We start from the raw sequence: 25,886 nt of genomic DNA on the forward strand, positions 1-25,886 counted from the left end.
CGCCCCGAGACACCCCGACTGCGGCCATCCGACAGCAGTACAGTGCCCACTTCCTAAGAATTCTCGGGTCCCGACTTCCCTGAGTCATTTCGATACTTTATGGTCTAGGCGGGGGTTCTCAGCGACTACTCATAGTTTGGGTCTAAGCTGTGCACCGAAGAATAGATCAAAACGGGGTGGATAAGGTTTAATAGACCCCCACGGCCGAGTTGGTCGCATGACACAAATCGAGGGGAAAGCGTTTCATGGCGAAGAAGGAAATCGTTCAGGTCATCGACGATCTCGACGGCAAGGTTTTGGATCAGTACGAAACCGTTCGGTGGTCACTCGACGGCAAGAATTACGAGTTCGACACTTCGTCGAAGCACGCTCAGCAATTCCGCGATTCGCTCTCGAAGTACCTCGACATCTCGCGCCAGACCGGCCGGGTGGGCAAGCGTACGACGGCCACCACCGCAGCCACCGGCGGCGGGCGCAACAAGGAGACCACCAAGGCCATTCGCGAATGGGCCATTCGCGAGGGCTACGAGCTCAGCGACCGCGGCCGTATCCCGCAGAGCATCATCGAGGCCTTCGAGGCCGCACACTGACCGGTCACGCGTGAGGACTTCCTCGCCCGTCCCGAACCACCGCCCGGCTGCACTCGTGCGCCGGGCGGTAGTCGTCTGTGGGGTGCAGACGTGAGGGCGCTCGAACCACTCGGCGCACCGGTCGACCCGGTGGAGGCGTTGGCCCGTATCTCCTGGCTCCTCGAACAGCGGCGGGAAAGCACTTATCGGGTGGAGGCGTTCCGGCGCGCCGCCCAGGCCGCGGCACGACTCTCCTCCGACGAGCTGCGGGACCGTGCGTCGGGCCGAACCCTCACCACGGTGAAAGGGATCGGCAAGACGACGGCGGCCGTCATCGGACAAGCCGTCGACGGCCGGGTCCCGGAGTATCTCGCCCGGTTGCAGGACGACGATCCGACCCACCCGCCGGAAGGTGCCGACGACCTGGTCGCCGCCGTCGTCGGGGATCTCCACGCGCACACCGAATGGAGTGACGGCGGCTCTCCCATCGACGAGATGGCCTCTGCCGCACACGCCATGGGTCACGAGTGGCTGGCCATCACCGATCACTCACCTCGACTGACGGTCGCCAACGGGTTGAGCGCCGAACGGCTGGCTGCCCAGATCGAGGCGATCGATGAGTGGAACAGCAGGCAGGCGAACGGTTTTCGTCTCTTTCGCGGCATCGAGATCGATATTCTCGACGACGGCGCACTCGATCAATCGGACGAGATGATCGAGCGTCTCGACATCGTGACCGCCTCCGTGCACTCTCACCTGCGGATGGACCACGACGCGATGACGGCACGTCTGGTCGCCGCGGTCTCCGACCCGCGCGTCCACGTCCTCGGGCACTGCACCGGCCGCCGAGTGCTCAGCGGGCGCGGCCACCGGCCCCCGTCGACCTTCGACGCCCGTGCAGTGTTCGAGGCGTGCGCGGCGAATGACACGATCGTGGAGATCAATTCGCGTCCCGAGCGCGTGGACCCGCCCGACGAACTGATCGAGATCGCTCTCGAGGCCGGCTGTCTGTTCGCGATCGACTCCGATGCTCACGCACCCGGGCAGCTCGAGTTCAAGGTCCTGGGTGCGCGTCGCGCCGTCGAGCACGGCATCGACCCGGACCGGATCGTCACGACGTGGTCGTCGGATCGCTTGCTGGAGTGGACTTCCCGATGAGCCGGGCAGCGAGGGGAAACAGCAGTACCGTCGTCGCGCCGGCAGCCACCAGGGTGGAGGCGAGGGCTGCGGAGATGAGCTCCGAGGACACCGCGACCTCGGTGACCGCCACGATGATCGGCAGTCCGGTCGCGGCGAACAGAGCCAGCTGACCGCGCTCGCGCGGGTTGTTCAGGAAGTGCTCGTCGTCGAGGTAACGAGCGCTGAACCAGACCGGGACGCCGCGGGCGATCGCGATGGCCAGCACCAGGACCACCCAGGTGCCGGGCTTCGACGCGACCGCGGACACGTCGATGTTCATACCCGAGGTGACGAAGAAGATCGGGATGAGGACCCCGAACCCGATGACCTCCAAGGATTTGCCGACATGCGGATGCTCGGGTCCGATGAGTCGGCGGAGGATCAGTCCCGCGGCGAACGCACCGAGCACGACGTCGAGGTCGAAGACCGCGGCCACCGTCATGAGGGACACGAGCAGCAGGACCACGACGCGCACCGGCAGCTGCACGGTTCCACCGGCCATCTCACCGATGGCCCGTCCGATCCCGGGGACGCGCGCAAGGATGCGTTGTGGGGCAGCCGCGATCAGCAACGCGGCCAACACGAAGAGCACCAGCACGATCACCGCTCCTCCGAAGCTCCGGCTGGTCAGCAACAGCGACATCGCGAGCACCGGTCCGAGCTCGCCGACCGCGCCGTGCGCCATCACCGCACGCCCGAGCCGGGTGTTGTCGAGGCCCGCCTGCTTGAGTATCGGCAGCAGGGTGCCGAGCGCGGTCGAGGTGAGGGTGATCGCGATCGCGATGTGGGCGGTGAAGCCGGCCTCGCCCAGCCCCAGCGCAAGGGTCGTGGCGACCAGTGCCACCGATCCCCAGGCGATGAGCAGACTCACCGCCCAGGACAGCTGCGCGACGCGACCGGTTCTGCCGCTCAACAGCTTCGGGTCGAGTTCATAGCCGGCGAGAAGGAACAGCATGCCCAGACCGAGCTGGCTGAGCATGTCGATGCCCGTGCGATCGGCCCAGTCGAGCGCGTGCGGTCCGATGACGATGCCGAAGACCAGCAGCAACACGGCATCGGGAACGTACCCGCGGGACAGCCTCGACAGCAGCGGGCACACCGCGGCGATGAGGACGATCCAGAACAGCGACACGATCACCGAGGTGTCGGTGGACGCGGACTCGGCGAGAATCATGCAGAACATCCTGGCACGGCGCCACTCTCGTCACGCGAGAGCGTCGCGTTCCCCGACCACACGGAGGCCGTGGCGAACCGGTCAGGTACGGCGGATGATGACCGAGGTCATGCCGGACGCCGATCCGATCAACTCGATGACCGCTCCCCCGGGCCGCGTCGGGGCTCCGGCCTTGTCCTTGACCTTCGACCAACCGGACAGGTGGAGGTCGCGGTGACGGACCTCGTGTTCGGGCCCGAGCTTCAGTTTCACCGTCGACGCCGAGACCTGCAGTTGCACCGAGGTCGACGGTCCGGTGAACCGCGCCGCGGTGAAGTCCAGGTCGACGGTACCCACTGACGCTGTCGCGAGGATCGAGGACGGCACCTCCCACACGCCCTTGCGTCAGACCTCGCTCCAGTCCGCGTCGAGGTGGAGCGGTTCGGCGGCGGGGCCGGTCGGTGCGGCAGCGGGTGGTCCGGGGAACAGCTTGGCGGCGCTGGGGAGATCCTCGAGCACCGTGCGGAGTTCGCGGCGGGTCTTCGCCGTGTACACCAGTCCGGAGCGGTCCTCGAACTCGACGATCTCCAGATATCCCGCTGCGAAGGCATCGTTCAGCAGCGCGATCGCGCGCTCACGCTCGGGGTTCCCGACCCGTAGATCATCATCGGATAGGCGGTCGACCATGTACCCCACCCTAGGCACCGGGCCACGGCGGCTCTAGTCACGAGGGATCAGCGGCGCGTGATCAGGTGCCATCAGCGCCCCGATCCGCGAGAAGATCGGGTTGCCACCGTTCTCGTAGGAACCGTCGGGTCCGAAGGCCGCCGCTTCATAGGTCACCGCGACGGCGATCGAGACCTTCTGGTCGGGAAGGTAGCCGACCACGGCGGCGTAGCCGTTGAACAGCGGGTTCTGGACGAGCCAGTCCCCGGTCAGGACCACACCCATCCCGTAGGTGTAGCGCTCGTTCATCGCCACGCACGTCGCGCATCCGGGCAACGGCCGGGCGATCCCGCGGAGCCTCGTCGACGTCATCGTCTCGTAGGACTCCTTCGAGAGCGTCTCACCGGCGAAGAGCTTGCGTCCGGTGGCCTCGACGTCGTAGATGTTCGACGTCTGGATGGCCCCGTGGGTGATGCTCCACGACGGATTCCAGCCGGTGGTCTCCTCGTAGAACGGCGCTTCCGGAGGCAGTTTCAGGATTCCGCGTCGCTCGGAGGAGTACGCGTGCAGGGCCGGATCGGGGATCGCCGCGGTCAGGTTCGACACGGTGTTACTCAGACCCAGTGGCTCCGAGATCCGTTCGCGGAGCAGATCTTCGACGGGCTTACCGGTGATCTTCTGCAGCGCCAGACCGAGGACCACGTAGTTGGTGTGGGCGTAGTTCCAGTTGGTGCCGGGCTTGTACAGCAGCGGCTTTTCCATTGCGTACGAGAGCATCTCGCCGGTCGTCCACGCCTTGAACGGATTGTTGAGTTCTTCCGTCTCGAACGCGTCGTTGCCGAGAACGTAGTCCTGGTATCCGGAGGTCATGGTCGCCAACTGGCCGAGCGTCACCTCGTCGGCGTGCGGAATCTCCGGGACCCACCTGCCGATGGTGTCATCGAGGGCCACCACCCCCTCGTCGACGAGCTGCAGGAGAACCGCGGCGACGTACGCGATGGCGACGGAGCCGTTGCGGAAGTGCATGTCGGGGGTGGCCGGGATACCGGTCTGGGATTCGCCGAACGCTTGGTGATCACCTCGTCGCCGTCCTGCGTCACGCGAACGATCACTGCCTTGAGATGCTTCGACGTCATCACGTCTTCGACGATCTGCTCGATCTCGGCAGCCTTCCCGGGGTCCGAGGAGGTGGCCGAGCTCGGCGAATCCGAGGACGAACCGGATGTTCCGCAGGCCGCGAGGGCGGCGACCATCAGTATTGCCACGATCACCGACCAGCGCTTCGCCATACGGTCAGCTTCCGGCATCCGCGGCGGGTTCGAGCCCGGATCCGGCAAATAGGGCACGCAAACGCCGGTGCGTCGAGTTGCGAAGCTGCCGGAAAGCCGGCGGCGTAGCGTCATCGGTGACCCGACCAGCGCGACCCGAGGCGGCGACCATGACCACTGCCCCACCGACGATGCCGGCCGCGTTCATCGGACACGGCAATCCGATGAACGCGTTGGAGCGCAACCGGTACACCGAGGCGTGGCGAGCGCTGGGGCAGGCGGTTCCGAAGCCGCGGGCGATCCTGGTGATCTCGGCGCACTGGTACACCAATGCGACGGCGGTCACGGCGATGCCCCGCCCGCGCACCATCCACGATTTCTACGGGTTTCCGCAGGACCTCTTCGACGTCGAGTACCCCGCTCCCGGCGACCCCGAGGTCGCCGAGATGGTTTCCGACGTCGTCAAACCCACGTGGTGCGGCCACGATCTGGACAGCTGGGGCATCGATCACGGCACCTGGTCGGTGCTCGTCCACACGTTCCCCGACGCCTCGATCCCGGTTCTGCAGTTGTCGCTCAACGCCTTCAAGGACTTCGAGCATCACTACGAGCTGGGCCGCAAACTCGCGCCGCTTCGCGAGCAGGGCGTGCTCATCATCGGCAGCGGCAACATCGTCCACAATCTGCACGCGATCGATTTCGCCAGGGCCGACACCGGTTACGACTGGGCCCATCGGTTCGACGACGCCGCCCGTGAAGTACTGCAGGACAACCCCTCTGACGTCTTGAGCCTCGACGGCCATCCCGACTTCGACAACTCGGTGCCGACACCGGATCACTACCTGCCGCTTCTCTACATCGCCGGTCTCGCACAGGAATCGCCGCTCGATCTGCTCGTCGACGGCCACGCGGCCGGTTCGATCTCGATGGCCGCCTACACGCACGGCCTGGACGTGAAGACGGGAACGTTCGGCGACACGCCGGCCGCCGAACTGCCCGACGGGTTCCCGTCCCTGGACTCGAACATCTGACGCGTCAGGAGTTCAGGAACTCGTCGATCTGGTTGATCGCGCTGGTAGCTCCTTCGACGACGCCCATGTCGAGCACCTTTTGGAGCGCTTCGGCGGAGTCGTAGGTGCTGATGTAGGTGGCGACGGTCTTGCCGTCCTTCTCCACGAACGCGTACGAGTTACGCGACTCGGGCATGTCGGTGAGCGGGTTGAGGTCCGCGTCGGCGAAACCGTCGAGGAAGGTGAAACCGTGTGGCTCGTCGACTGATTCGATCTCCCAGTAGCCGCCGAACTTCTCGCCCTCGGGACTGGTCATGTAGTAGGTGACCTTGCCGCCCGGCTTGAACTCATGGTCGACGAAGGTCGCGGGATAGGTCGGTGGGCCCCAGATCTTCTCGAGTTGACGCGGATCGGCGTAGATCTGCCAGACGCGTTCGACGGGGGCGGCGAACTCGGCGTTGATGGTGATCGTGCGGGCGTCGAGGTCCGGGGTCACATCGATGACAGGCATTGGTCATTCCTCCGATGGTGTTGCAGTTGTTGGTGTTTCGAGCGAGAGCAGGTCGTCGATGCGCGCGATACGGCCGCGCCACACCTGTTCGAGTTCGGAGAGCATGGAGGCCACCGAACGCACCGCGGCGACATCGCCACTGGCCAGTTGCTCGCGCCCCTGACGACGCTTCGTCAGCAAGCCCGCCTTCTCCAGCACGGCGACATGCTTCTGCACTGCCGCGAAGCTCATGTCGTATTTCGCGGCGAGTACCGAGACCGAGTGTTCACCGGCGAGCACGCGCCGCAAGATGTCGCGGCGGGTGCGATCGGACAGCGCGTGGAACAGGGCGTCGGCCCTGTCTTCCTCGTCTGGCGATGTGCCAGTGGTTCCGGCCACACCTCCAACATACAACCAGACGGTTGTATGTCAACCCCTACGCCGGTACTCGTCATGCGTCACCGCGGCACCGCCAGACTTCAGCCCGACATACAGACTTCATCCGAAGTCTGTGCCCCGAGTTGAGGTCGACCGGTCTACGCCACCCTCGGCGAGGACCAGGCCCAACGCGTCACTGCTCGGTGACGCGACCACGCTCGACGTGCCAATGCCGGTCGACGCGGACGTTCGACAGCATCCGCCGGTCGTGGGTGACCAGCAGCAGTGCACCGTCGTAGGAGTCGAGCGCCGACTCGAGTTGCTCGATCGCCGGGAGATCGAGGTGGTTGGTCGGCTCGTCGAGCACCAGCACGTTGACGCCTCGAGCCTGCAGCAACGCCAGCCCGGCCCGGGTGCGCTCCCCCGGCGACAGCTCGCCGACCGCCCGATCGACATGGTCGGCGCGCAGGCCGAACTTGGCCAGCAGCGTCCGAACGTCGGCCATGGTGTGGTCGGGTACGAGTTCGGCGAAGCGGTCGGCCAGCGGCGTCATACCGGTGAACTGCCCACGCGCCTGGTCGATCTCACCGATCGCGACGTTGGCACCGAGTTGCGCGGAGCCCGAATCGGGTTCGAGGTGGCCGAGGAGGAGCCGGAGCAGCGTCGACTTGCCGGCGCCGTTGGGCCCGGTGATCCCGATGCGCTCCCCGGCGTTCACCTGAATCGAGACCGGCCCCATCACGAAATCGCCTTGGCGCACAACGGCGTTGTTCAACGTCGACACGACAGAGCTCGATCGCGGCGCCGAGCCGATGGTGAACTCGAGGACCCATTCCTTGCGCGGTTCGGCGACCTCGTCCAGGCGCGCGATCCGGCTCTCCATCTGCCGGACCTTCTGTGCCTGTTTCTCACTGGATTCGGTCGCGGCACGGCGTCGGATCTTGTCGTTGTCGGGCGCTTTGCGCATCGCGTTGCGGACCCCCTGGCTCGACCACTCACGTTGCGTGCGCACCCGCGCCACCAGATCGGCCTTCTTCGCGGCGAACTCCTCGTACTCCTCGCGCTTGTGTCGTCGCGCCACCTCGCGTTCCTCGAGGTAGCTCTCGTACCCGCCGCCGTACACGGTGTTGGTGTGCTGGGCCGAGTCGAGTTCGAGGACCCGGGTCACCGTGCGCGCGAGGAACTCTCGGTCATGACTGACCAGCACGACGCCGCCGCGGAGGCCTGCGACGACCTCCTCCAGGCGAGCGATGCCGTCGAGGTCGAGGTCGTTGGTCGGCTCGTCGAGCAACACGACGTCGAAGCGGGAGCACAACAATGCCGCCAGTCCCACCCGGGCCGCCTGGCCGCCGGACAGCGCGGTCATGGGGGTGGTGTCCGGGTCGATGAGATCGGTGGCGAGGCCGAGGTCGGCGAGCACCGCCGGCAGTCGTTCGTCGATGTCGGCGGCACCGGTGGTGAGCCAGTGGTCGAGTGCCGCGGCATAGACGTCGGCGGCATCGTCCGGGGCCGAGTCGTCGGCGAGTGCCGCGGCGGCAGCGTCCATCGCCTGCGTGGCGGCCGTGCATCCGGTGCGACGCCCGACGTACTCGCGGACGGTCTCACCCGGAATCCGCTCGTGTTCCTGCGGAAGCCAGCCGACGAAGGCGTCCGACGGTGCCCGCGACACCGATCCCGCCAGCGGCGCGAGGTCGCCGGCCAGGACGCGCAGCAGCGTCGTCTTGCCCGCCCCGTTCGCTCCGACCACCCCGACCACATCGCCGGGAGCGACGGTGAGGTCGAGGTGATCGAACAGGACGCGGTGGGCGTATCCGCCCGCGACATCCTTGGCGACGAGAGTTGCGGTCATCGGTCAATGGTCGCACCACCGATGACCTCGGCCGTGCCCGGTCAGCCCCGGGGCTCCCCCGGACCCGGAGCGGGGGCCGGCTCGTCGGGCGCCCTGCCCAGCGCGAACTTTCCGTTCTGGAACATCAGCGGATACAGGATGCCGCCGATGAGGCCGCCCAGCAACGGGGCAAGCCAGAACAACCACAGCTGGCCGGGGGCACCGTTCCCGTTGAAGAACGCGACCGCCGTCGAACGTGCCGGGTTCACCGAGGTGTTGCTGATCGGGATCGAGACGAGGTGGATCAGCGTCAGCGTCAGACCGATGGCCAGCGGGCCGAATCCCGCTGGAGCCCGGTCGTCGGTGGCGCCGAGTACGACGAGCAGGAAGAACGCGGTGAGGACCACCTCGGCGATCAGGACGGCGAGCAGGGTGTAGTTGTTCGGCGAGTGGTCGCCGTAACCGTTGGCCGCCATGTTTCCGGTCGCCTCGAATCCGGGCTTCCCGCTGGCGATGACGTACAACAGGGTGCCGGCGAGCAGGCCGCCGGCGACCTGCGCGACCCAGTAGCCTGGGAGATCCTTGACCGGTAGGCGGCCGCCGACCACCGCACCGAGCGTGATTGCCGGGTTGAAGTGCGCGCCCGACACATGCCCGACGGCGTAGGCCATCGTGACGACCGTCAATCCGAACGCCAGCGCGACGCCGAGCAACCCGATGCCCAGCTGGATGAGGGTGTCTCTGTCATCGCCGGCGCTCGCGACGTACTTGGCAGCGAAGATCGCGCTGCCGCAACCGCCGAAGACCAACCAGAAGGTGCCGAACAACTCGGCGAGCAACCGGCGTGGAGTACTTGCTGTCATGAGACCGTGTCTCCTTCGCCCGGCTCGTTGACTACAGGCACGGCAGCGCCGAGCCGGTCCCAACCACCGCATACCGAGTGGAGCGCAGTGGCCCCTGCGGTGTCTGCGGGTTCACCGATCTCATGCCAAGAATTGACCTTCCGCGTCCCTCAGTTCGAGGACCGCCCGCGGCCACGGGTCGACATCCTCATTCGACTGCATGAAATACGGCATGCGTCGCGCGGTGGCAACGGTCGGGATCGACACGGTCACGCCGCAGCCCGGAACCAGCATTGACCTGCAGCGACAATCCAGGCATCACTCACGATTCGTTTTTCTCGGACACCGCCGAGGGCGTCAGTGTGCGCGGTACTCTCCCCGAGTCGACGACGGCCGCGAGCCGTAGGTCGTGTTCCGCTGAGAGAAGGAGCCAATCGTGGGCAGTCCCTACGATCCGAACGAGCCCACCCGGCTCGGCCCGCGGGGTGGACAACCCGGGCCCGGCCAGCAGCCGTATGGCCAGCAACCCCCCGGCCAGCAACCCCCCGGCCAGCAGCCCTATGCGCAGCAGCAACCCTACGGCCAGTTCGGGCAACAGCCCTATGGGCAGCAACAACCGTACGGTCAGCAGCCCTATGGGCAGCAACCCTATGGTCAGCAACCGCCTCCGCCCCCGTCGTCCGGCGGTGGCAAGAAGTGGTGGTTCATCGGCGGTGGCGGACTCCTGCTCGTGCTCATCGTCGTCGTGGCCGTCGTCCTGGCGTTCACGCTGGGTGGCGGTGACAACAGCTCCGACGAGCCGAAGGTGCCGACCGCGTCGGCTGTCGCCATGCTGCTGCCGGAGTCCGAATTCCCGGACATCACCGGCGAATTCACGCTGGAGACCGAGCAGTCCGACGACGACGGCACCACCGTCGACAACGAGAAGTGCGCGCAACTGGTGAACACCCCGGACACCAGCGCCGACTTCGCGCAGCGCGAACTCTCCGAGACCGTCGACGGCGGCGAGGTGTTCTTCGGCCTCGACCAGTACAGCGCCGACGTGACCAAGCCTGCCGATGGTGGCTACGACGACTTCGACGACATCCTCTCCGCCTGCGAGACCTTCACGCTGAACCTCGAAGAGGACGGCGAGACCATCCCCGTGGCAATGAAACTCGACGAGCAGACCCTGCCCATCAGCGGCGACTACAAGGCCGTCCGGATGACCGGTCAGTTCTCCATCTCCGACATCGAGGTCCACATGGTGGGCACGCTGGTCGTCGGCGAGGAGCGCGGCGTCTCGTTCTCTGTGTCCCACAACACCTTCAGTGACAGCGCACCGTCGGTCAGCTCCGAGGTGACCAGCAACCTCGCCGAGATGTACACCGCGCAGCGTCAGCAGATCGCCGACGCCGCGTAGCTCGACGCTCAGAGCCGCCATCTCCGTGCGGGAACGCCAGGTGCAGCCCGGCGGTTCGACCGCGGAGGTGGCGGTTGTGCTGTGCCGTCCGAATTCCGCAGGGTTGAGACCTCCACCGACCGGGTACCAACTCACGGCATTGCGTACCGCGAGAGGAAGAGGTGGATGTGGCCGGCACGGACGCTTTCGACAAGATGGTCGAAGTCATCGACTACCCGGTGTTCGTGATCACGACCGTCACCGAAGGTCGACGCTCGGGATGTCTCCTGGGGTTCGCCACCCAGATGAGCATCGACCCACGACGCTTCCTGATCGGGATCTCCCAGGCCAATCACACGCACGGTGTCGCGACGGCCGCCGAGTATCTCGCGGTGCACCTGATACCGAGCGATCACCGGGAACTCGCGGAACTGTTCGGGGGACAGACCGGCGACGAGATCGACAAGTTCGAGCGCTGCCGATGGTCGGCGGGACCGCACGGGTTGCCGATCCTCGAGGACTCGGAGATGTGGTTCGCCGCACGCATTCTCGACCGCATCGATGTCGGCGACCACACGGCGCACATCGTCGAGCCGGTCGATGGCGCGATACTCGTCGACGATCCCGAGCGGGATTCGTGGGTCAGCTTCGCCGACACCCGCCACATCGAGCCGGGACACGACGCATGAGCGACCAGACCGACGTGCAGAACGGCACCGGCTTCGACGCGCCGGCCTTCGCCGAACGTCTCTACGCCGACTTCCCCGAGGGACTCCGCACCAACATGGTGATGAGCATCGACGGCTCGGTCAGTTTCCGCGGCCGTGTCGGCCCGCTGTCCTCGCCGGCCGACCGCGCTCTCTTCCACGCTCTCCGCGCGTTGTCCGATGTCGTGCTCGTCGGAGCCGCCACCGCACGCGTCGAGAAGTACGGTCCCCCTACCCTGTCCGACGAACTGACCGAGTTACGCTCGCGCAACCGGTGGCCAGGGGCGTCGGACATCCCGCGCCTGGCGATCGTCACGCTGACCTGCACACTGCCCGAGCGGTCGCTCGACGTTCCGCCCGAACATCGTCCGATCGTCATCACCTCGGCACAGGCCGACACCTCCGCGGTGCGGGGTCGAGCGGAGATCATCGCGCTCGGTGACGACAGCATCGATCTGACCGCCGCGATCGCCGGACTACGCGCCCGAGGCTTGCGGCGCATCAATTGCGAAGGTGGCCCGAGCCTGCTCGACAAGCTGTCCGAAGGCGACCTGGTCGACGAGTTCTGCGTGACGATGGCACCCCAGGTGACCGCCGAAGGCAACCCGGTGACCGACCCCGCCGCCGCTGTGCGCAGCCCGCTCGACGCCCCTCGTCGATTCCGGCTCAAGCACGCCGTCCCGCACGGCGACGACGTCTTCCTGCGCTACGTGCGGTGACTTCGGCGGACCCGTCCAGTTTCCCGGCGGTTCCACCGGGTACCCGCGGCCATGACCACATCCAGCGAGACCCGCCGGTTCGACGTCGTCGTCGTAGGCGGCGGCAACGCCGGCATCAGTGCCGCAGCACGCCTGACCCGACGCGGCGTCTCTGACGTCGCGATCATCGAGCCCCAAGCCGTACACATCTACCGGCCGTTGCTGTCCTATGTCGGTGGCGGACAGGCGACCCTCCGCGACGCCGAGCGCACCCAGCGTTCGGTGACCCCAGAATCTGCGGCCTGGCTGCGGGATTCGGTGACGTCGATCGATGCCGTCCGACGGACGCTCCGGTGTGCGTCGGGAATCGTCGTGGAGTACCGAGACCTGGTCCTGGGGGTCGGTCTCGTACCCGACTCGGACGCGATGCCCGGCATCGGTGAGACGATCGACGACCCGTCGGTGACCAGCAACTACCTCGATCGAGCGGCGAAGACCTGGGAGCTGGTGACATCGATGCCGCGCGGTGGTCGAGCGGTGTTCACGGTGCCGCGATCCCCGGTCAGCTGCACCGGCACCACCCTCAAGCCGCTGTTCCTCGCCGCCGCGCACTGGGAACGTACCGGAATCCTCCCGACCCTCGACATCACCCTGGTCGTGGATCGCCCAGGTCTGCTCGGCGTCGACGACCTCGACGCGCGGCTCTTCGCCCGACTCGAGGAACTCCGCGTCCGTGTCCTCCTCGACACCGGGGTGCGGGTGCATCCCGGCGAGCGACGGGTCACCGCAACCTCGGCTGCTCGCACCGTGGACCTACAGTTCGACATGTTGCACCTGGTACCGCCCTTCCGTGGCCCGTCGGTGGTCGAGACCTCGGGGCTGGCCGGCGATCAGGAGCACGGGCTCGCCGACATCGATCCGCACACTCTCCGTCATCGAACCCATCCTGAGGTCTGGGCGATCGGCGACGGTGCCGCCATCGCCACCGATCCGTCCGGAGGCGGACTCCGTCGGCAGGTCGAGATCCTGACCGACAACATTCTCGCCGCACGTGACGGCGGGACCATGCGCGATTACGACGGATACACCGTCGCCCCGATCACGACCGCATCGCATCGCCTCATCGCGGCAGAATTCGACCGGGACGGAAACGTGGCCTCGTCGCTGCCGTCCTTCGTCGATCCCCTGAAGCCACGTCGCAGCGCCTGGGCGTTCGACCGTTACGTGCTTCCCCGCCTGTACTGGAATCTGATTCTGCGAGGACGTGTCTGACGCGAGCTCGGCGGACCCACCAACGGCCACCGCTAGAATTCTCGTCCATGAGCAAGTCGAAGAAGAGCTGGAAAGAGCTGTCCCCCACCGCGAAGGTCGCCATCGTGGCCGTCGCTGCAGTCGATGCCGGAACCCGCGTGTGGGCCCTGCGGGACCTGGCCGGACGGCGGCCCGAGGAGATCAACGGCCCCAAGCGTGCCTGGATGATCGGCCTGTCGTTCGGTTCGACCGCCGGGATCGCGCCGGCGATCTACCTGCTGTGGGGTCGCAAGCGCCGAGGCTGAGGCCACCGGGAGCGACCGCCCCCGGTCAGGGCACCACCCGGTATCGCAGCATCATGTCGTGATCCTCGTGGTCGAGGATGTGACAGTGCCAGACGTACCCCTGGAGATCCTTGGTGACCATGCCGTGCACGGGCGTCGCACCGACGTGGTTGTGGTGCGGCGCCGGTGCCGGCCGAGCCGCCGCCTCGCCGAATGACGCGCGCGTCCAGGACTTCGTCGGATCGGAGGAGAAGATCGCGTCGGGGTCGAACCCCAGTTCATCGGCCGTCGGAAAGCGCACGACGATCGAGGTCACGTGCCCGCCGGTGGCGTGCACGGTGTCCTTCCAACCCGCTTCCCAGGCGGCCGGCCCGCGCATCGGTCCGGCGTAGAAGCGGCTCGGGTCCGGCGCCCAGCGGGTACCGATCGGCGGCTGCGGGTTCGCCGCCTGGTACTCGACGGTGCGCAGGGGCCGTCGTCCGAGGATGCGGAACATGACCAGGTGCAGGTGGACCGGATGCGGGTCCGGGGTGATGTTGATGATGTCCCAGCGTTCGGTGGTGCCCGCCCGCGGCTTCTCTATCTGGGGGTCGGAGTAGCGCAGGTTGTTCAACGACATGATGGCCGGTGGAACACGCAGTTCATAGGGCTGGGAGACGCTGACCTTTCGGACGCGCTGCGGGGTGGCGATCGGCGGAATTCGTGCGGGACGTCCCCGACCGCCCCGAAGCGTCGTCGGGACGCCCCGGCGGTCGCCTCGTGCTGCGCCGGCGATGAAACGGCAGAACCGTGTCATGGCCACCTCCCCGAGCATCGCAGCCTGGAACGGCGGTGCCAGATCATTGCACAGATCCACGGTCTCGCCGGGAGCCAATGAGCTGAAATCGACCACTAGATCGAAGCGCTCGCCGGGCGCCGCCTGGAACGAGCGGGTGGCGACCGGAGCGTTGAGCAGGCCGCCTTCGTTGCCGATGACCCAGAAGCGCATGCGGTTGGAGAAGAAGAGATTCCAGACCGAGAACGACGCCGCGTTGATCAGCCGAAAACGGTACAACCCGCGGGCCACCGTCGTTTTCGGCCACACCTTGCCGTTGACCAGGCCGCGGTCGCCGACGGCGCCGCCCTCCCACATCCCCTGGGGGACCACCGGCGTCGAGCGCAGTGACTGATGGCCGTCGGCGCGGAAGATCTTCTCCTGCAGGATGAGTGGGATCTCGTACTCACCGGCCGGAAGACCCAGCGGGTTCTGGGGCATACCCGTGTCGTGGTCGTCGCGCAGGAAGTACATCCCGGCGAGTCCGGCGTAGACGTTGGCGCGCGTGATCGCCATCGCATGGTCGTGATACCAGAGGTGGCCGGCCTCTTGACGATTGGGGAACTCGAACAGCGCCGTGCCGTGATGCGGCAGCATCAGCCGTTCGGGGTTGCCGTCGAACTGGGGTGGGGTGACGCCGCCATGGAGATGCATCGAGGTGACCGGCTCATCGCGATACCGTTCGGAGACACCGTGCAGTGACGTGTCCAGATCCGCTGCGAAGACGTGCTTTCCGAGTTCACTGCGATAGTGCACGGTGGTCTGCTCGCCGACATGCGCCTCGATGGTCGGCCCCAGGTACGACTCGTCGTTGTAGGCCATCGTCGGCACCTTCGGCTGGTCGCGATGGAACCGGTTGCTGGTGGTACGGGCGACGATCTCGATCGGCTGCGACGGCGACGAGGTGATCGTGCGCGGCACGGGAAGGTCGTCGACGTACGGAGCCATCTCCGGTGAATGGAAGATGGTCGGCAGCTTGATGGGCGGCAGCTTCGCGGCCGGCAGCGGATCCCCGACTGCCGGCGGGGCGCCGAGACGGCCCGCCGTCGCAGCCGACGCGGCCGCGGCGGTTGTCCCCCACAGAAATTGCCGACGATTGATCCTCTGCCCCACGCGATCCCCTTAGCCCGGACGACTCGAAATCGATGAACCATACCACCGGTATGGTTCTGCCGACACTGCTCGGTGCAACCCTCGAATGCCGGGTCGTCGCTGGTCGTCGTGGTGTACTCGTTCACGAGCATCGTCCGCGCCAACCGGAGAGGACCGCCCAACAGATGCCCGAGTCCCGTCGAAGCTCACGCCTGCACGCCACCGACTGGGTAGACGCCGCATTCGCACTGCTCACCGCCAAAGACGGAGGTGAACACGGGGTCACGATCGCCCGCCTGTGCACGACATTGGAAGTCACCAAGGGCAGCTTCTACTGGCACTTCAGAGACCTCGACGCCCTGTGGGAAGCGATGGCCGTGCGCTGGCAGGAGGAGAACCGCCGACGCGTCACCGACGTGGACGAGCTCTCCGAGATGCCGTCCGACGGCCGCCTGATCGCTTTGTCGACGATGCTGATCGGCAAGGATCATCTGACGGTGGAACGCGCCATCCGTAGCCGGGCGCGCAGCAACGCCAACATCGCCGACACGGTGCGCAACATCGACGCGGAGATCTTCCAGGCGGTCGAGGCCATCGTGCGTCAGTTCGGAATGGACCCGGGTCAGGCCCGCCTGTTGTCCGGCGTCCTGGTGTACGCCGGGATCGGCTACATCCACGGACACGAAGGGCTACCGACCATCTCCCGGGACGACATACAGCGCGCGATACCCGGGTTGTTGTCCTTGACCCTGGCCCAACCTTCTACCGATCCGGAACCGCCTGCGTCGGACAGCCCCTGACGCCGCGACTCACCCTGCAGTAGAACTGCTGCCTTAGATCACAAGCTAGTTCGCGAATGCATCCTCACATCAGTTCAGGAAGTACACATTCGGTCAGCGGCGCGAGATCCGAGGGCAACACCGATCCGTCGAGCGGTTGCCAGCGCAGTTCAGCGATCTCGGCCGCGGGATTCAGGCCCTCTACCTCCCGGTCGAGCACCGTCGAGCAGACGAAGACCGCTGCTTCGACGTCGAATCCGTCCTCGTTGGCGGCCGCGGCCCGGTAGTCGCCGCGCGGCTGGAGTTGAGAAGGATCGAGTTCGAGCTGTAGTTCCTCCCGGCACTCCCGGATCGCGGTCTGCAGCGCACTCTCGCCGGGTTCGGGCTTGCCCCCGGGGAACATGAATCGGATGGTGCCGCGCTTACGCACGGTCAGCACTGCGCCGGTGGAATCCCGAAGGACCACCGCACTCACCCGGATGACAGCTGACTCGACCACCCAGCCACTGTAGAGCCCGCGCCCGACCGGGGGCTCTACCAGCGGTCGCGTCCGAGTCCCCAGACCGATCCACACGTCGGCGTAGGCTCGAATCAACAGCGAAAATCATTGAAACGGTGGACTTTCGGAGAGTCGCGTCGAGGAGGTGATCCCGGTGGCATGGACCGGTGACCCGATCTGGCTGGCCGACGTGTTGCGTGCCGAGGGCCTGAAGGTGATCGAACACGCCGGCTGGCGCGGCCGCGGGCACGGGGACTTCCGCGACCTGCGCGGCGTGATGTGCCACCACACCGCAGGCGGCGGCCCTGACGACTGGCCGGTCGTGCAGAACGGGAGGCCTGGCCTGCCGGGGCCTCTCGCGCAACTCGTCCTCGAGCGCGACGGCACGTTCCGGGTGATCGCCGTCGGGGTGGCATGGCATGCCGGCGCCGGTTCCCATCCCGGGTGGCCGACCGACAATGCGAACTGGCATGTCATCGGGATCGAGGGCGTGAACAACGGCGTGGGTCAGGTCTGGCCGGCGGCGCAGATGGATGCCTACCGGCGTGGCTGTGCGGCGATCCTACGTCGGATCGGCCGACCCGCGTCGGATTGCGTCGGTCACAAGGAGTGGTCGTCGGAGGGCAAGATCGACCCGAGCTTCGACATGGTGTCGTTCCGCGCCGAGGTCGCCCGCCTCATCGCCGGCGGCCCACCGGTACCCGTGGAGAACGAGATCGACGCCGAAGCCATTGTTGCCCGTGCCTGGATCGGCGCCCGGCTCACACATGGGGAGCTCCCGACCGCGGACGGCATCGGACGGTTCGCCCGGTTCGCCAACGGTTCCATCTACTGGCATCCCGATGTGCGGAACGGCGAGGCTACGGCCGTTCCGGCACACCTGATGGAGACCTACGCGCAGTACGGCTACGAGACCGGATTCCTCGGCTACCCGACGCTGCGCCACACCGTCGTGCCCGGCGTCGGCGACATCCAGGCATTCGAAGGCGGAACCCTGTACCGCCGTTACGGGCACGACGGTTTCCCGGTGCGCGGTGTCATCGGCAGACGCTGGGCGGCGGAAGGCCACGAGACCGGACCCCTGGGCTGGCCGATATCCGACGAGTACGACAACGGCACCGGCGGACTCGCACAGGACTTCCAGAAGGGGCGCCTGCAGTGGGACCCGTCCGGGGTGGTCAAAGAGATGGGTCGGCGCAGCGACGCCGTGTGATCACCAGACCGTCCAATGGGCATGTGAGACTAGCGCTTTGCGTACCGCACCGCCAGCTCTGCCACACGCGCCGCACGATTCTCGGCCCGCATACGACCGGCGCGTTCCAACAGGTGAATACCGTGTAGGGCGGCCCAGAACGTCTCCGTCGCGGCTCCGTGTGCGTCATCCCCGATGGCCTCGGCGAGGACGTCGAACCCCGCCCGCAGGTCCGCGGGCGTGTCAGCACTGGCGAATTCGGCGTCGATGGCCTGTTGAAACATGGCCTCGTAGACGGCGGGATGAGAACGCCCGAAGTCCAGATACGCGTTGGCGACCGACGCCACCGCCCCTCCGCCGTCACCTCCGCTCAGCGCCGCGCGACACCGTCGCGTGACCTCGACGAACCCCTCGAACGCGACGGCGAGCATGATCTCCGCCTTGCCTCCCGGGAAGTGCCCGTAGAGCACCGGCTGGGAGTACCCGATGGCCTCGGCGAGATGCCTCGTGGTCACGGCGGGCCATCCCTCGTCGTCGGCACGCCGACGCGCGGCCTCGAGAATCGAACGCCGCCGCTCCTCGTAGCGCTTCTGGCGCGGGGTCTGTTCGGCCATCGGCCCTCCTCCATTGCAAGCGGTCGCAACCAGGCCTAGTCTAGCAGTACTAGAAATTCTAGTGCCGCTAGAAGGAGGCGTCATGCCCACCGTTCTCTCAGTGATCACCACCGTCGTCGTCGGACTCATGGTCGGCGTCGAACTCTCGGTCGCCTTCGTGATCAATCCGATCACACTGGCTCTGCCCGCTCCGGCGTCGATGGCGGCCAGATCGCACAGGGCGCGCATGATGGGCCGGGCGATGCCGTTCTGGTACTTCGGCTCGCTGCTCCTCACCGGCGCGCTCGCCGCAATGACATGGGGAACGACGGCGTCGACCGCAGCACTCGTGGCAGCAGCTCTCCTGGCGGCCAGCGTGATCATGTCGATCACGTTGCTCGTACCGATCAACAACCGATCGGCGAGCTGGACCGCCGACTCCTATCCAGAAGACTGGCGCGAACAGACTCGACGCTGGGACAACCTCCACTACCTCAGGGTGGCGATCATCGTCGCGGCATTCGTCCTCGTCGCGGTTGCCGCGGTGTCCTTGTGAGTACCGGAACGAGTCATGGCCGGTGCTGGCGACCGAGACACTCCCCGACGATCAGCTGCCGGTGTTGTCCAGCCACCTCAAAAGCGAGTACAGGAACCGCGTCGAACCAGGCATGAAGTTGTTGCCGTGGTGGTACGTGGGGTCCAGGGTGGTGGCAATGATCCGGCCCGGCGTGCTGACGGTGTCCTCGTAGAGGATCGCGCCCGCGTCGGCGCGTGCACCGGTCTCATCGGGCTCCTCCGCGACCACGAGCGGCACGACGTCGGCCTCGTTGTGCAGCAACCCGTGGTGATGCCAGATCACGGACTTGGTGGACAGGTACTCCCACGCCTCGTGCTCGGGGTTACGCGTACGGATCAACGGGTCCGAGCCCTCCAGCCACCACCAGAAGTTGGTCGGACGAGGACTCCACGAGACGCCCGGAAGCCAGGTGTGGGCGGCGTTCTCACCGAGCACGACGAGCGTTCCGCCACGCTGAGGTACCGCGAGGAGCTGCGCGGTGTGCTTGCGAACGAGTTCGGGATGAAGCCGGTCGGCGAGCACGACGGTGTCGAACGCGTCGAGATCCCAGTCGGCGAGATCACCGAGGTAGACGAACTCGGGCTGATGCGCGATCACCGCCGGGTCCTTCAGCGTCTGCAGATGGAAGTGCGAGCCGCCGTGGACGAACGCCAGGCGCCGGCGCGAGCGCGGCGCGCGGTCGGTGCGGGCGAAGGGTTCGGCGACGGGATCGGTGGTCGTGGTCATACCTGGGCCTCCTGCTGGGCGAGCCACGTGAGCAGCTGAGGAAAGATTCGTGCGGAGGTGTTCGGGTCCTCCTGGTAGACACCGACATCGAGGCCACCGTGGACGAGCACCTGGCCGGCGCCGAGCGGATACACGTAGTCGACCGGAAGTGCGTTGCGGCCGATGCGGTTTGCCACCACCGCCCCCTCCGGCAGCTTGTCACTGTAGCCACGGGCATAGAAGCCGGACACCCCGCGTCGGAAACTGACGTCGACCGGATCGACTCCCTCCCACACGGGATGCGCGTCGCCGGAGACGATCGCGAGGTCCTTGGGGCCGAAGTACTGCAGCTTGCGCCACTTGCCGAGGCCGGGCAGGAAACGGGTCAGGGGATGCCCCATGATCGCGACCCGGCCACCGGCGGTGACGAACTCGGCGAGCAGGTCGCGACGTCGTTCGAGGAAGATCTGGTCGCAGTTGCCGTTGACCAGCAGCCCGCGGACGGTGGTCAGATCCACTTCGTCGAGCGAGTACAGGTCGACGGGCGTGACCTGAGCCGAGACGTCGGTGCCGCCGGACATGCCGGCGTTCGATCCCATGGTCAGATGCAGAACAGGTGGAAGTGACTGCGGCGCAGTCGGTTCGGTACTCATCGAGATACTTTCTGTAGGGAGGGCGCCGCGGGGGCTGTATCCGCGAACGTGTCATATCGGGTGTAGAGAACGGTGCGGGGGCCGCCGCGGTCGTCGACGGTCGTACTCACCACGTCGATTCCGTACAGCTCGCTGAGCACATCGTCGGTGACGAGTTCCGGAACGGACCCTACGCGGATGTCGTCGACCGAACGCATCACCACGGCGCGCCCGCCGAGGTGTAGGACGTGATCGGGGTGATGGGTGGTGAGCAGGATGCCCATCCCCTCGGTCGCCAGATTCCGCAGTAGCTCGAGCACGCGGGCCTGGTTCCGTAGGTCCAGGGCCGAGACCGGTTCGTCGAGGATCAGGAAGTTGCAGTCGGACACCAGCGCTCGTGCGATCAGCACGAGCTGGCGCTGGCCGCCGGACAGTTCCGCGAAGCTGCGCGTCGCCAGTTCGGCGATCCCGACCCGCTCGAGGATCTCGCGGGTGCGTGCGGCGTCGGCACGGCTGGGGGTGGCGAACGCCGACACCTTCTTGGCCCGCCCCATCAGGACCATGTCGAACACCGAGTAGGCGAAGTTCGACGCACTCGCTTGCGGGACATAACCGATCGCGGCGTCGTGGGTGACCGTGCCCTCGGACAACCGCGTCAAGCCGGCGATACAGCGCAGCAGCGTGGTCTTGCCCTGCCCGTTGGGGCCGAGGATGGAGGTGATGCCTCCGTCGATGCGCAGGTTGGCGTTCCGGAACACCCAGTCGCAGCGCGGGTAATGGAAGCCGGCGTTCCGTAATTCCAGGGCGCTGTGGTCAGCCATCGATGAACGCCTGTCTGCGCGAGTTGCTCAGGAGCAGAACGAAGACCGGGGCACCGATGATCGCGGTGAGGATACCGAGCGGGATCTCCCCGGCACTGATGGTGCGCGACAAGGTATCGATGATCGTCAGGTATGCGGCACCGAGGACGAACGTCGTGGGCATCGAGATCCGGTGGTCGGGTCCGACCCACAGCCGGGCCATGTGCGGGACGACCAGGCCGACCCAGCCGATCACCCCCGATACCGCCACGGCACCGGCGGTCATGAACGCCACCATCGTCAGCAACACCGCGCGCAGCCGTCCCGGGTTCAGTCCGAGCGCGGTCGCGTCGTCGTCGCCGAGCGAGAGGATGTTGATCCGCCAGCGCAGCCCGATCAGCACCGTTGTGCCGATGAGGATGGGGATGGCGGCGATCAGCACCTTCCCCATGTCGGCCGTGGCCAGAGAACCCATGAGCCAGAACACGATCGACGGCAGCGTCGTGTACGGGTCGGCGACGTAGGTGATGAACGAGACCAGCGCCGAGAAGAAGGCGCTCGTGACCACACCGCCGAGCACGATGGTGAGGATCGGCCCGCCCGCCCGCGTGCGCCCGATCAGCAGGACCATGCCGAGCGCAACCAGACCGAACAGGAACGCCCCACCGACGAGGAAAGCCGATCCGAGCCCGAAGATGAGCGCGAGGACACCGCCGAACGACGCCCCGGAGGACACCCCGAGGATCTGCGGGCTCACCAGAGGATTGCGGAACGCCGCCTGTAGTGCCGCGCCGCCCAGGGCCAGCCCACCACCGACGAGCATGGCGAGCAGGACGCGCGAAGTCGCACGCCCAGAACCACGTTGGTCTCCGCCTCGGTCCAGGTGCGGGGCAACGCGATCACCTCGTTGACGAGGATGCGGGCGACCTCGTTGACCGGAACGGTGTAGCGACCCACCGACAGCGAGATCAGGCCCACCGCAACGATGCCGATGGTCAGGACCAGCGGCACCACGATGCGCGTCGACGCACGTGTCTTCTCGGGCTCGACGACGAGCTCAGGCGCGGAAGTCGTCATAGTCCGCGCTGCCCGCGTTGACCGGCATGTGCAGGATTCGATCGATGTCGGCGTCGGTCACGTCGTATGCGTACAGCGTCCGGTAGGTCTCGCGGATGCGCCCGCGCAGTTGGTGGTCGACGTCCGGGAAGAAGACCGAGTTGGTCCACATCCACATCAGGTTGGACTCGTAGCACGGCGGGTCCCAGGAGAAACCGCCGAGCGGGGCCTTGTAGACCCGCTTGTTCTTCACCGCCGACAACGACGACCAGCGGGGATCAGCGTAGATGTCGGCGGGTGTCGTCGGTTCGAAGTTGCCGAGGATCACGATCTCGGGATCCCAACCCAGGATCTGCTCACGGGTGACACCGAAGCTCGAACCCTTACCCGCACCCGAGGCAACGTTCTTGCCGCCGGCCAGCTTGATCCAGAAGTCCATGTAGCTGTTGTCGGCGCCGACCTTGAGGTCAGGCGCGTTGTACATGTACATGACGCGCGGAGCCGCCGAGGCATGGGCTGCGGCTGCCTTCTCGACGGTCTTGCGGTCGGCGGCCATCGTCGCGAGGACCGCGTCGGCCTCCGATTTCTTGCCGAGTAATTCCCCAAAGATCGAGATCCACGCCTCGAGATCCTCCTGGGTGCCGTACTTGAGCAGCAGCACCTTCAGTCCGGCGTTACGCAGCGGCGCGACGATGTCGTCGCCTTTGTCGCCCCACTGGATCACGACGTCGGGGTTGAGGCTCAGGATGTGCTCGACGTTCGGCACGAAGTCGTTGCCGGCGACCACCGGGGTGTCGAGGAACGCCGGGAACATCGTGCCCAGCATGCCCTTGGAGGCCATCGAGATCGCGACCTCGTTGACGCCGACGTTGCGGGCGGTGGACTGGTCCGAACCGATGATCATCGACGGAACCGGGATGATCGTCGACGCGATACGGCCGACCGGGGTGTCGAAGGTGACCGTGTTCTGATACTGGTCGACGACGGTGATCGGACCGCCCGCGGCGCCGGTGCCGGCGGTCTCGGAGACGGCTTCGCGGCTCGAGCACGCGGTGACACCCAGGGCGCCCAGGGCAAGCGCGGCAACCCCCATCGAACGCATGAGGTCGCGGCGCGACAAGTTCGCGGCAGGGATGGACGGACGGGGGCGGGCAGCCATCTGGACTCCAGGACAAGCAGGCGGCGACGCGATGCGCTGCTCAGCGCTCAGGCGTCATCGGAACGGACATCTTCGACAATTAGGGAAGCTTATACTAAGCAAGGTTAGCCTTGGGTTGGCAGCCAATTCTGTGCCGATGTTCTGCGGCACGGAAATGGCTGACCCCGCGCAGACCTGGTGAGCACGAGGACATCTGGTGGTCGTCGGACCCATCGGGGTGCGGATCGACCCGACCCGAGGAACGACAACAGGCCCGGATACGACGAAAGGCGGGCCAGACTCGAAAGTCTGACCCGCCTTACGGGAGTGGAGCTAAGCTCGGCGAAACACGGGATATGCGCTGATGAATCCAGATACCGCCGACCCCACGTCCCAGTGCTCGAGCCTCCACCCCTGCGCCTCGATGGCGGAGATGGCCGGGGCGAAATTCGAGGCGTTAGGTATCTCGGGCACGAAGCACGTGTCTCCGTTCTGCCGGGCTTTGGCGGCAGCCAGTGACAGTTTCTCGATCGGACTCTTGAACATTTCGGAAACGTAGCACCCTCACGGAGCGTCCGACCGTGTCGTAGGAGCGGTCGGTAGACGCGGATGCGCGAGGTCATGGAGATTGATTTGGACGTAGCCGCGGCGTCGATGGTTCCATGACCGGGTGACCGATCGTGACGCCCGGCACGCGAGCGAGGGGTTGCCTACTCTCTGCTTCATGAGAACCGGTTGGCACCTCCACTGGCAGGGCGGGAATCTATGGCTCCTGCGCCCCCGTGTAGACCTCGCTACTGGTCATCGTCGAACAGGAGTCTCTTCACGTCGGCACGGTCGGCGGAACGCCACTTCCGTGGCCTCCTGTCCACCTTCAGCTCTCAGCGGAGCTCGAGCATGACATCGGTCTGCTCTCGACCGTCGAGAGAGAGCACATCGAAACCGATCGCCGCTGGAGTCGCAGTCTGTGACATGTAGTACGTGGATGCCACCCGGCCAGCATCGCCCAGCCGCGCGATCCGCACGCGGTCGCCGACTTTGAACTCGGGTCGGTGCACGGAACGGGGAGGCATGAACCCAGCCATGCTGGGCTTTCATGCCGTGGGCAGCGATCTCGGCAGTGGTAGGACATAGTGAGGACACATCGCCTCGCTCCGAGATCGGCCAGGACATAAAGAAACCCGCTCCGACCGAGGTCAGAGCGGGTTTCTCAACGGTGGAGCTAAGGGGACTCGAACCCCTGACCCCCACACTGCCAGTGTGGTGCGCTACCAGCTGCGCCATAGCCCCGCATTTTGTTGTTCCGCCCTGTTCAAGGGCACTAGGAAAGTTACACCACTGCCACGACAGCAACCAAATCCGCAGGAACCGGGTCCTATCAAGGACCCGGTCCCTCCCGGATCAGGACTTGCCGGCGAGGATCCCGTCGAGCCAACCGGAGCCGTCGAGCAGTCCTTCGACGGGCTTGCCGTCGTGGAGCACGCTCGGGGTGCCCACCTGGCCGGCAGCCTTCTTGAGTTCATCGCTCGACGTGGCGGCGTTCTGCTGCGCCTGCGCCACCTTCTCGTTGTCGGTGATGCATTTGGCGGTCGCCGGCGTCGCGCCCTGCTCGGTCGCGAGGCGGGCGAGTTCAGGGCTGGTGATGCTGCCGGTGCCGTCCTCGGCCGGCTGAGCCGCAAACAGCGCGCTGTGGAACCGGAGGAACAAGTCGGTGTTCTGCTCCTGCGCCACACACGTCAGCGCGCCCGCGGCGCGGGAGCTGTAGTCACCGGTCGCCGACTTCGAGTCCAGGAAGTTGAGCGTGTGGTAGCGAACCCGGAGCTTGCCCTCGTTGACGGCAGCGGTGATCGCGGGTCCCGACTGCTGCTCGAAGAGCTTGCACACCGGGCACAGCGGATCCTCGAAGACATCGATCAGCGGCGCATTCTCCGGTCCGACGATCATCGTCGAACTCGAGGCGAGCGCGGACTGGTCTGCCGTGCCCTTGTCGCGGCCGCTCCACCAGATGCCACCGATGACCAGACCCGCGATCACCAGGATGGCGATCCCCCCGAGGACGTAGGTCATCGTGCTCGACGGCGCGCTCGGCTGATACTTCGACGTGGTGGCACGGGGCACGGAGGCTCCCGACTTACGCTTTTCGCTCACGTAACGACAATATCCGCGCAGCGCTGATAAACGGCTGAGTAGCTGCACCGAACCGGCACCGATTGCGTGCCGTGTCGATGGGGACTTTTTCATGCGACTACTCGCTAAGCCCGCCACCTGCTCGATCAGCAGGATGAGGCTCGCCCAGCGCACCGGT

Annotated in this window: 26 protein-coding genes, 1 tRNA gene and 2 pseudogenes; 11 read left to right on the forward strand and 18 right to left on the reverse strand. The window is 66.3% G+C overall.

What is annotated here, in order from left to right; genetic code table 11:
• The first annotated feature begins 245 nt into the window (after positions 1-245).
• Together BJF87_RS21170 and BJF87_RS21175 are read left to right on the forward strand one after the other, a co-directional pair.
• Positions 246-590 carry an Lsr2 family protein gene (locus BJF87_RS21170; RefSeq protein WP_006357382.1) on the forward strand — a complete coding sequence of 115 codons (345 nt, stop codon included), beginning with the start codon at positions 246-248 and terminating at the stop codon, positions 588-590.
• A 90-nt stretch (positions 591-680) separates the two neighbouring features.
• A complete protein-coding gene (locus BJF87_RS21175) occupies positions 681-1,727 on the forward strand; it encodes a PHP domain-containing protein (protein WP_035751056.1) in 1,047 nt (348 codons plus the stop codon).
• On the opposite strand, the gene BJF87_RS21180 is transcribed toward BJF87_RS21175, so the two are convergent.
• The 3 genes and pseudogenes from BJF87_RS21180 to BJF87_RS21190 form a co-directional block, all read right to left on the reverse strand.
• Positions 1,681-2,922 (reverse strand): cation:proton antiporter, encoded by a 1,242-nt coding sequence (locus BJF87_RS21180; RefSeq protein ID WP_006357380.1) that lies wholly within the window; start codon positions 2,920-2,922, stop codon positions 1,681-1,683. The genes BJF87_RS21175 and BJF87_RS21180 overlap by 47 nt on opposite strands.
• Positions 2,923-3,003: 81 nt before the next feature.
• A pseudogene (locus BJF87_RS21185) lies at positions 3,004-3,588 on the reverse strand (DUF1707 domain-containing protein).
• 33 nt (positions 3,589-3,621) lie between these two features.
• Positions 3,622-4,856: pseudogene (locus BJF87_RS21190) on the reverse strand (serine hydrolase domain-containing protein).
• A 149-nt stretch (positions 4,857-5,005) separates the two neighbouring features.
• Here BJF87_RS21190 and ygiD point away from each other — a divergent pair.
• Positions 5,006-5,866 carry a 4,5-DOPA dioxygenase extradiol gene (gene ygiD / locus BJF87_RS21195; RefSeq protein WP_006357375.1) on the forward strand — a complete coding sequence of 287 codons (861 nt, stop codon included), beginning with the start codon at positions 5,006-5,008 and terminating at the stop codon, positions 5,864-5,866.
• A gap of 4 nt (positions 5,867-5,870) precedes the next feature.
• On the opposite strand, the gene BJF87_RS21200 is transcribed toward ygiD, so the two are convergent.
• From BJF87_RS21200 to aqpZ, 4 genes are all read right to left on the reverse strand, one after another.
• Positions 5,871-6,356 (reverse strand): SRPBCC domain-containing protein, encoded by a 486-nt coding sequence (locus BJF87_RS21200; protein ID WP_042375642.1) that lies wholly within the window; start codon positions 6,354-6,356, stop codon positions 5,871-5,873.
• 3 nt (positions 6,357-6,359) lie between these two features.
• Entirely contained in the window at positions 6,360-6,734 is a 375-nt protein-coding gene (locus tag BJF87_RS21205; RefSeq protein ID WP_006357373.1) for a helix-turn-helix transcriptional regulator, read from the reverse strand.
• A 172-nt stretch (positions 6,735-6,906) separates the two neighbouring features.
• On the reverse strand, positions 6,907-8,562 hold the full coding sequence (gene abc-f, locus BJF87_RS21210) for a ribosomal protection-like ABC-F family protein (RefSeq protein ID WP_075863846.1): 1,656 nt from the start codon (positions 8,560-8,562) through the stop codon (positions 6,907-6,909).
• A 41-nt stretch (positions 8,563-8,603) separates the two neighbouring features.
• Positions 8,604-9,404 carry an aquaporin Z gene (gene aqpZ, locus BJF87_RS21215; RefSeq protein WP_042375646.1) on the reverse strand — a complete coding sequence of 267 codons (801 nt, stop codon included), beginning with the start codon at positions 9,402-9,404 and terminating at the stop codon, positions 8,604-8,606.
• Between the two features lie 415 nt (positions 9,405-9,819).
• On the opposite strand from aqpZ, the gene BJF87_RS21220 reads away from it, so the two are divergent.
• The 5 genes from BJF87_RS21220 (at position 9,820) to BJF87_RS21240 (ending at position 13,725) form a co-directional block, all read left to right on the forward strand.
• Positions 9,820-10,785 carry a hypothetical protein gene (locus tag BJF87_RS21220; protein ID WP_075863847.1) on the forward strand — a complete coding sequence of 322 codons (966 nt, stop codon included), beginning with the start codon at positions 9,820-9,822 and terminating at the stop codon, positions 10,783-10,785.
• A gap of 161 nt (positions 10,786-10,946) precedes the next feature.
• Positions 10,947-11,453 carry a flavin reductase family protein gene (locus BJF87_RS21225; RefSeq protein ID WP_084813243.1) on the forward strand — a complete coding sequence of 169 codons (507 nt, stop codon included), beginning with the start codon at positions 10,947-10,949 and terminating at the stop codon, positions 11,451-11,453.
• Positions 11,450-12,190 (forward strand): pyrimidine reductase family protein, encoded by a 741-nt coding sequence (locus BJF87_RS21230; protein ID WP_075863848.1) that lies wholly within the window; start codon positions 11,450-11,452, stop codon positions 12,188-12,190. The genes BJF87_RS21225 and BJF87_RS21230 overlap by 4 nt, the downstream gene beginning before the upstream one ends.
• A 51-nt stretch (positions 12,191-12,241) precedes the next feature.
• Positions 12,242-13,441 carry an FAD/NAD(P)-binding oxidoreductase gene (locus BJF87_RS21235; RefSeq protein ID WP_075863849.1) on the forward strand — a complete coding sequence of 400 codons (1,200 nt, stop codon included), beginning with the start codon at positions 12,242-12,244 and terminating at the stop codon, positions 13,439-13,441.
• 47 nt (positions 13,442-13,488) lie between these two features.
• Positions 13,489-13,725 (forward strand): hypothetical protein, encoded by a 237-nt coding sequence (locus tag BJF87_RS21240; RefSeq protein ID WP_006357366.1) that lies wholly within the window; start codon positions 13,489-13,491, stop codon positions 13,723-13,725.
• Between the two features lie 25 nt (positions 13,726-13,750).
• On the opposite strand, the gene BJF87_RS21245 is transcribed toward BJF87_RS21240, so the two are convergent.
• Positions 13,751-15,631 (reverse strand): multicopper oxidase family protein, encoded by a 1,881-nt coding sequence (locus BJF87_RS21245; RefSeq protein WP_075863850.1) that lies wholly within the window; start codon positions 15,629-15,631, stop codon positions 13,751-13,753.
• Positions 15,632-15,663: 32 nt separating this feature from the next.
• Here BJF87_RS21245 and BJF87_RS21250 point away from each other — a divergent pair, with 32 nt between their 5' ends.
• Entirely contained in the window at positions 15,664-16,410 is a 747-nt protein-coding gene (locus BJF87_RS21250; RefSeq protein WP_262339091.1) for a TetR/AcrR family transcriptional regulator, read from the forward strand.
• 64 nt (positions 16,411-16,474) lie between these two features.
• Here the strand turns inward: BJF87_RS21250 and BJF87_RS21255 are convergent, their stop codons facing one another.
• Entirely contained in the window at positions 16,475-16,888 is a 414-nt protein-coding gene (locus tag BJF87_RS21255; RefSeq protein WP_035751341.1) for an NUDIX domain-containing protein, read from the reverse strand.
• Between the two features lie 154 nt (positions 16,889-17,042).
• On the opposite strand from BJF87_RS21255, the gene BJF87_RS21260 reads away from it, so the two are divergent.
• Complete coding sequence (locus BJF87_RS21260) at positions 17,043-18,101, forward strand: N-acetylmuramoyl-L-alanine amidase (RefSeq protein ID WP_035751340.1); 1,059 nt, start codon at positions 17,043-17,045, stop codon at positions 18,099-18,101.
• Positions 18,102-18,130: 29 nt separating this feature from the next.
• Here the strand turns inward: BJF87_RS21260 and BJF87_RS21265 are convergent, their stop codons facing one another.
• Positions 18,131-18,694, reverse strand: a complete 564-nt coding sequence (locus BJF87_RS21265; RefSeq protein ID WP_006360833.1) for a TetR/AcrR family transcriptional regulator — start codon at positions 18,692-18,694, stop codon at positions 18,131-18,133.
• An 82-nt stretch (positions 18,695-18,776) separates the two neighbouring features.
• On the opposite strand from BJF87_RS21265, the gene BJF87_RS21270 reads away from it, so the two are divergent.
• A complete protein-coding gene (locus BJF87_RS21270; RefSeq protein WP_075863851.1) occupies positions 18,777-19,229 on the forward strand; it encodes an anthrone oxygenase family protein in 453 nt (150 codons plus the stop codon).
• A gap of 51 nt (positions 19,230-19,280) precedes the next feature.
• Here the strand turns inward: BJF87_RS21270 and BJF87_RS21275 are convergent, their stop codons facing one another.
• The 8 genes from BJF87_RS21275 to BJF87_RS21310 all read right to left on the reverse strand — a co-directional run bounded on the left by BJF87_RS21275 (position 19,281) and on the right by BJF87_RS21310 (position 25,729).
• A complete protein-coding gene (locus tag BJF87_RS21275; protein WP_075863852.1) occupies positions 19,281-19,976 on the reverse strand; it encodes a hypothetical protein in 696 nt (231 codons plus the stop codon).
• Complete coding sequence (locus BJF87_RS21280; protein WP_075863853.1) at positions 19,973-20,608, reverse strand: hypothetical protein; 636 nt, start codon at positions 20,606-20,608, stop codon at positions 19,973-19,975. The genes BJF87_RS21275 and BJF87_RS21280 overlap by 4 nt, the downstream gene beginning before the upstream one ends.
• A complete protein-coding gene (locus tag BJF87_RS21285; RefSeq protein ID WP_006360829.1) occupies positions 20,605-21,408 on the reverse strand; it encodes an ABC transporter ATP-binding protein in 804 nt (267 codons plus the stop codon). The genes BJF87_RS21280 and BJF87_RS21285 overlap by 4 nt, the downstream gene beginning before the upstream one ends.
• On the reverse strand, positions 21,401-22,210 hold the full coding sequence (locus BJF87_RS21290; RefSeq protein ID WP_396246734.1) for a FecCD family ABC transporter permease: 810 nt from the start codon (positions 22,208-22,210) through the stop codon (positions 21,401-21,403). Before BJF87_RS21290 ends, BJF87_RS21285 begins: the two co-directional genes overlap by 8 nt.
• Positions 22,141-22,464, reverse strand: coding sequence for a hypothetical protein (locus BJF87_RS27255; RefSeq protein WP_396246736.1), 324 nt, complete (start codon positions 22,462-22,464; stop codon positions 22,141-22,143). The genes BJF87_RS21290 and BJF87_RS27255 overlap by 70 nt, the downstream gene beginning before the upstream one ends.
• Positions 22,445-23,602, reverse strand: a complete 1,158-nt coding sequence (locus BJF87_RS21295) for an ABC transporter substrate-binding protein (RefSeq protein ID WP_075863854.1) — start codon at positions 23,600-23,602, stop codon at positions 22,445-22,447. Before BJF87_RS21295 ends, BJF87_RS27255 begins: the two co-directional genes overlap by 20 nt.
• 1,196 nt (positions 23,603-24,798) lie before the next feature.
• A tRNA-Ala gene (locus BJF87_RS21305) sits at positions 24,799-24,871 on the reverse strand.
• 111 nt (positions 24,872-24,982) lie between these two features.
• Positions 24,983-25,729, reverse strand: a complete 747-nt coding sequence (locus tag BJF87_RS21310) for a DsbA family protein (RefSeq protein ID WP_035751022.1) — start codon at positions 25,727-25,729, stop codon at positions 24,983-24,985.
• Positions 25,730-25,886 lie beyond the last annotated feature (157 nt).

Origin of the sequence: Gordonia sp. CNJ-863 (genome assembly GCF_001942325.1) — a bacterium.
Lineage (GTDB): Bacteria > Actinomycetota > Actinomycetes > Mycobacteriales > Mycobacteriaceae > Gordonia > Gordonia alkanivorans.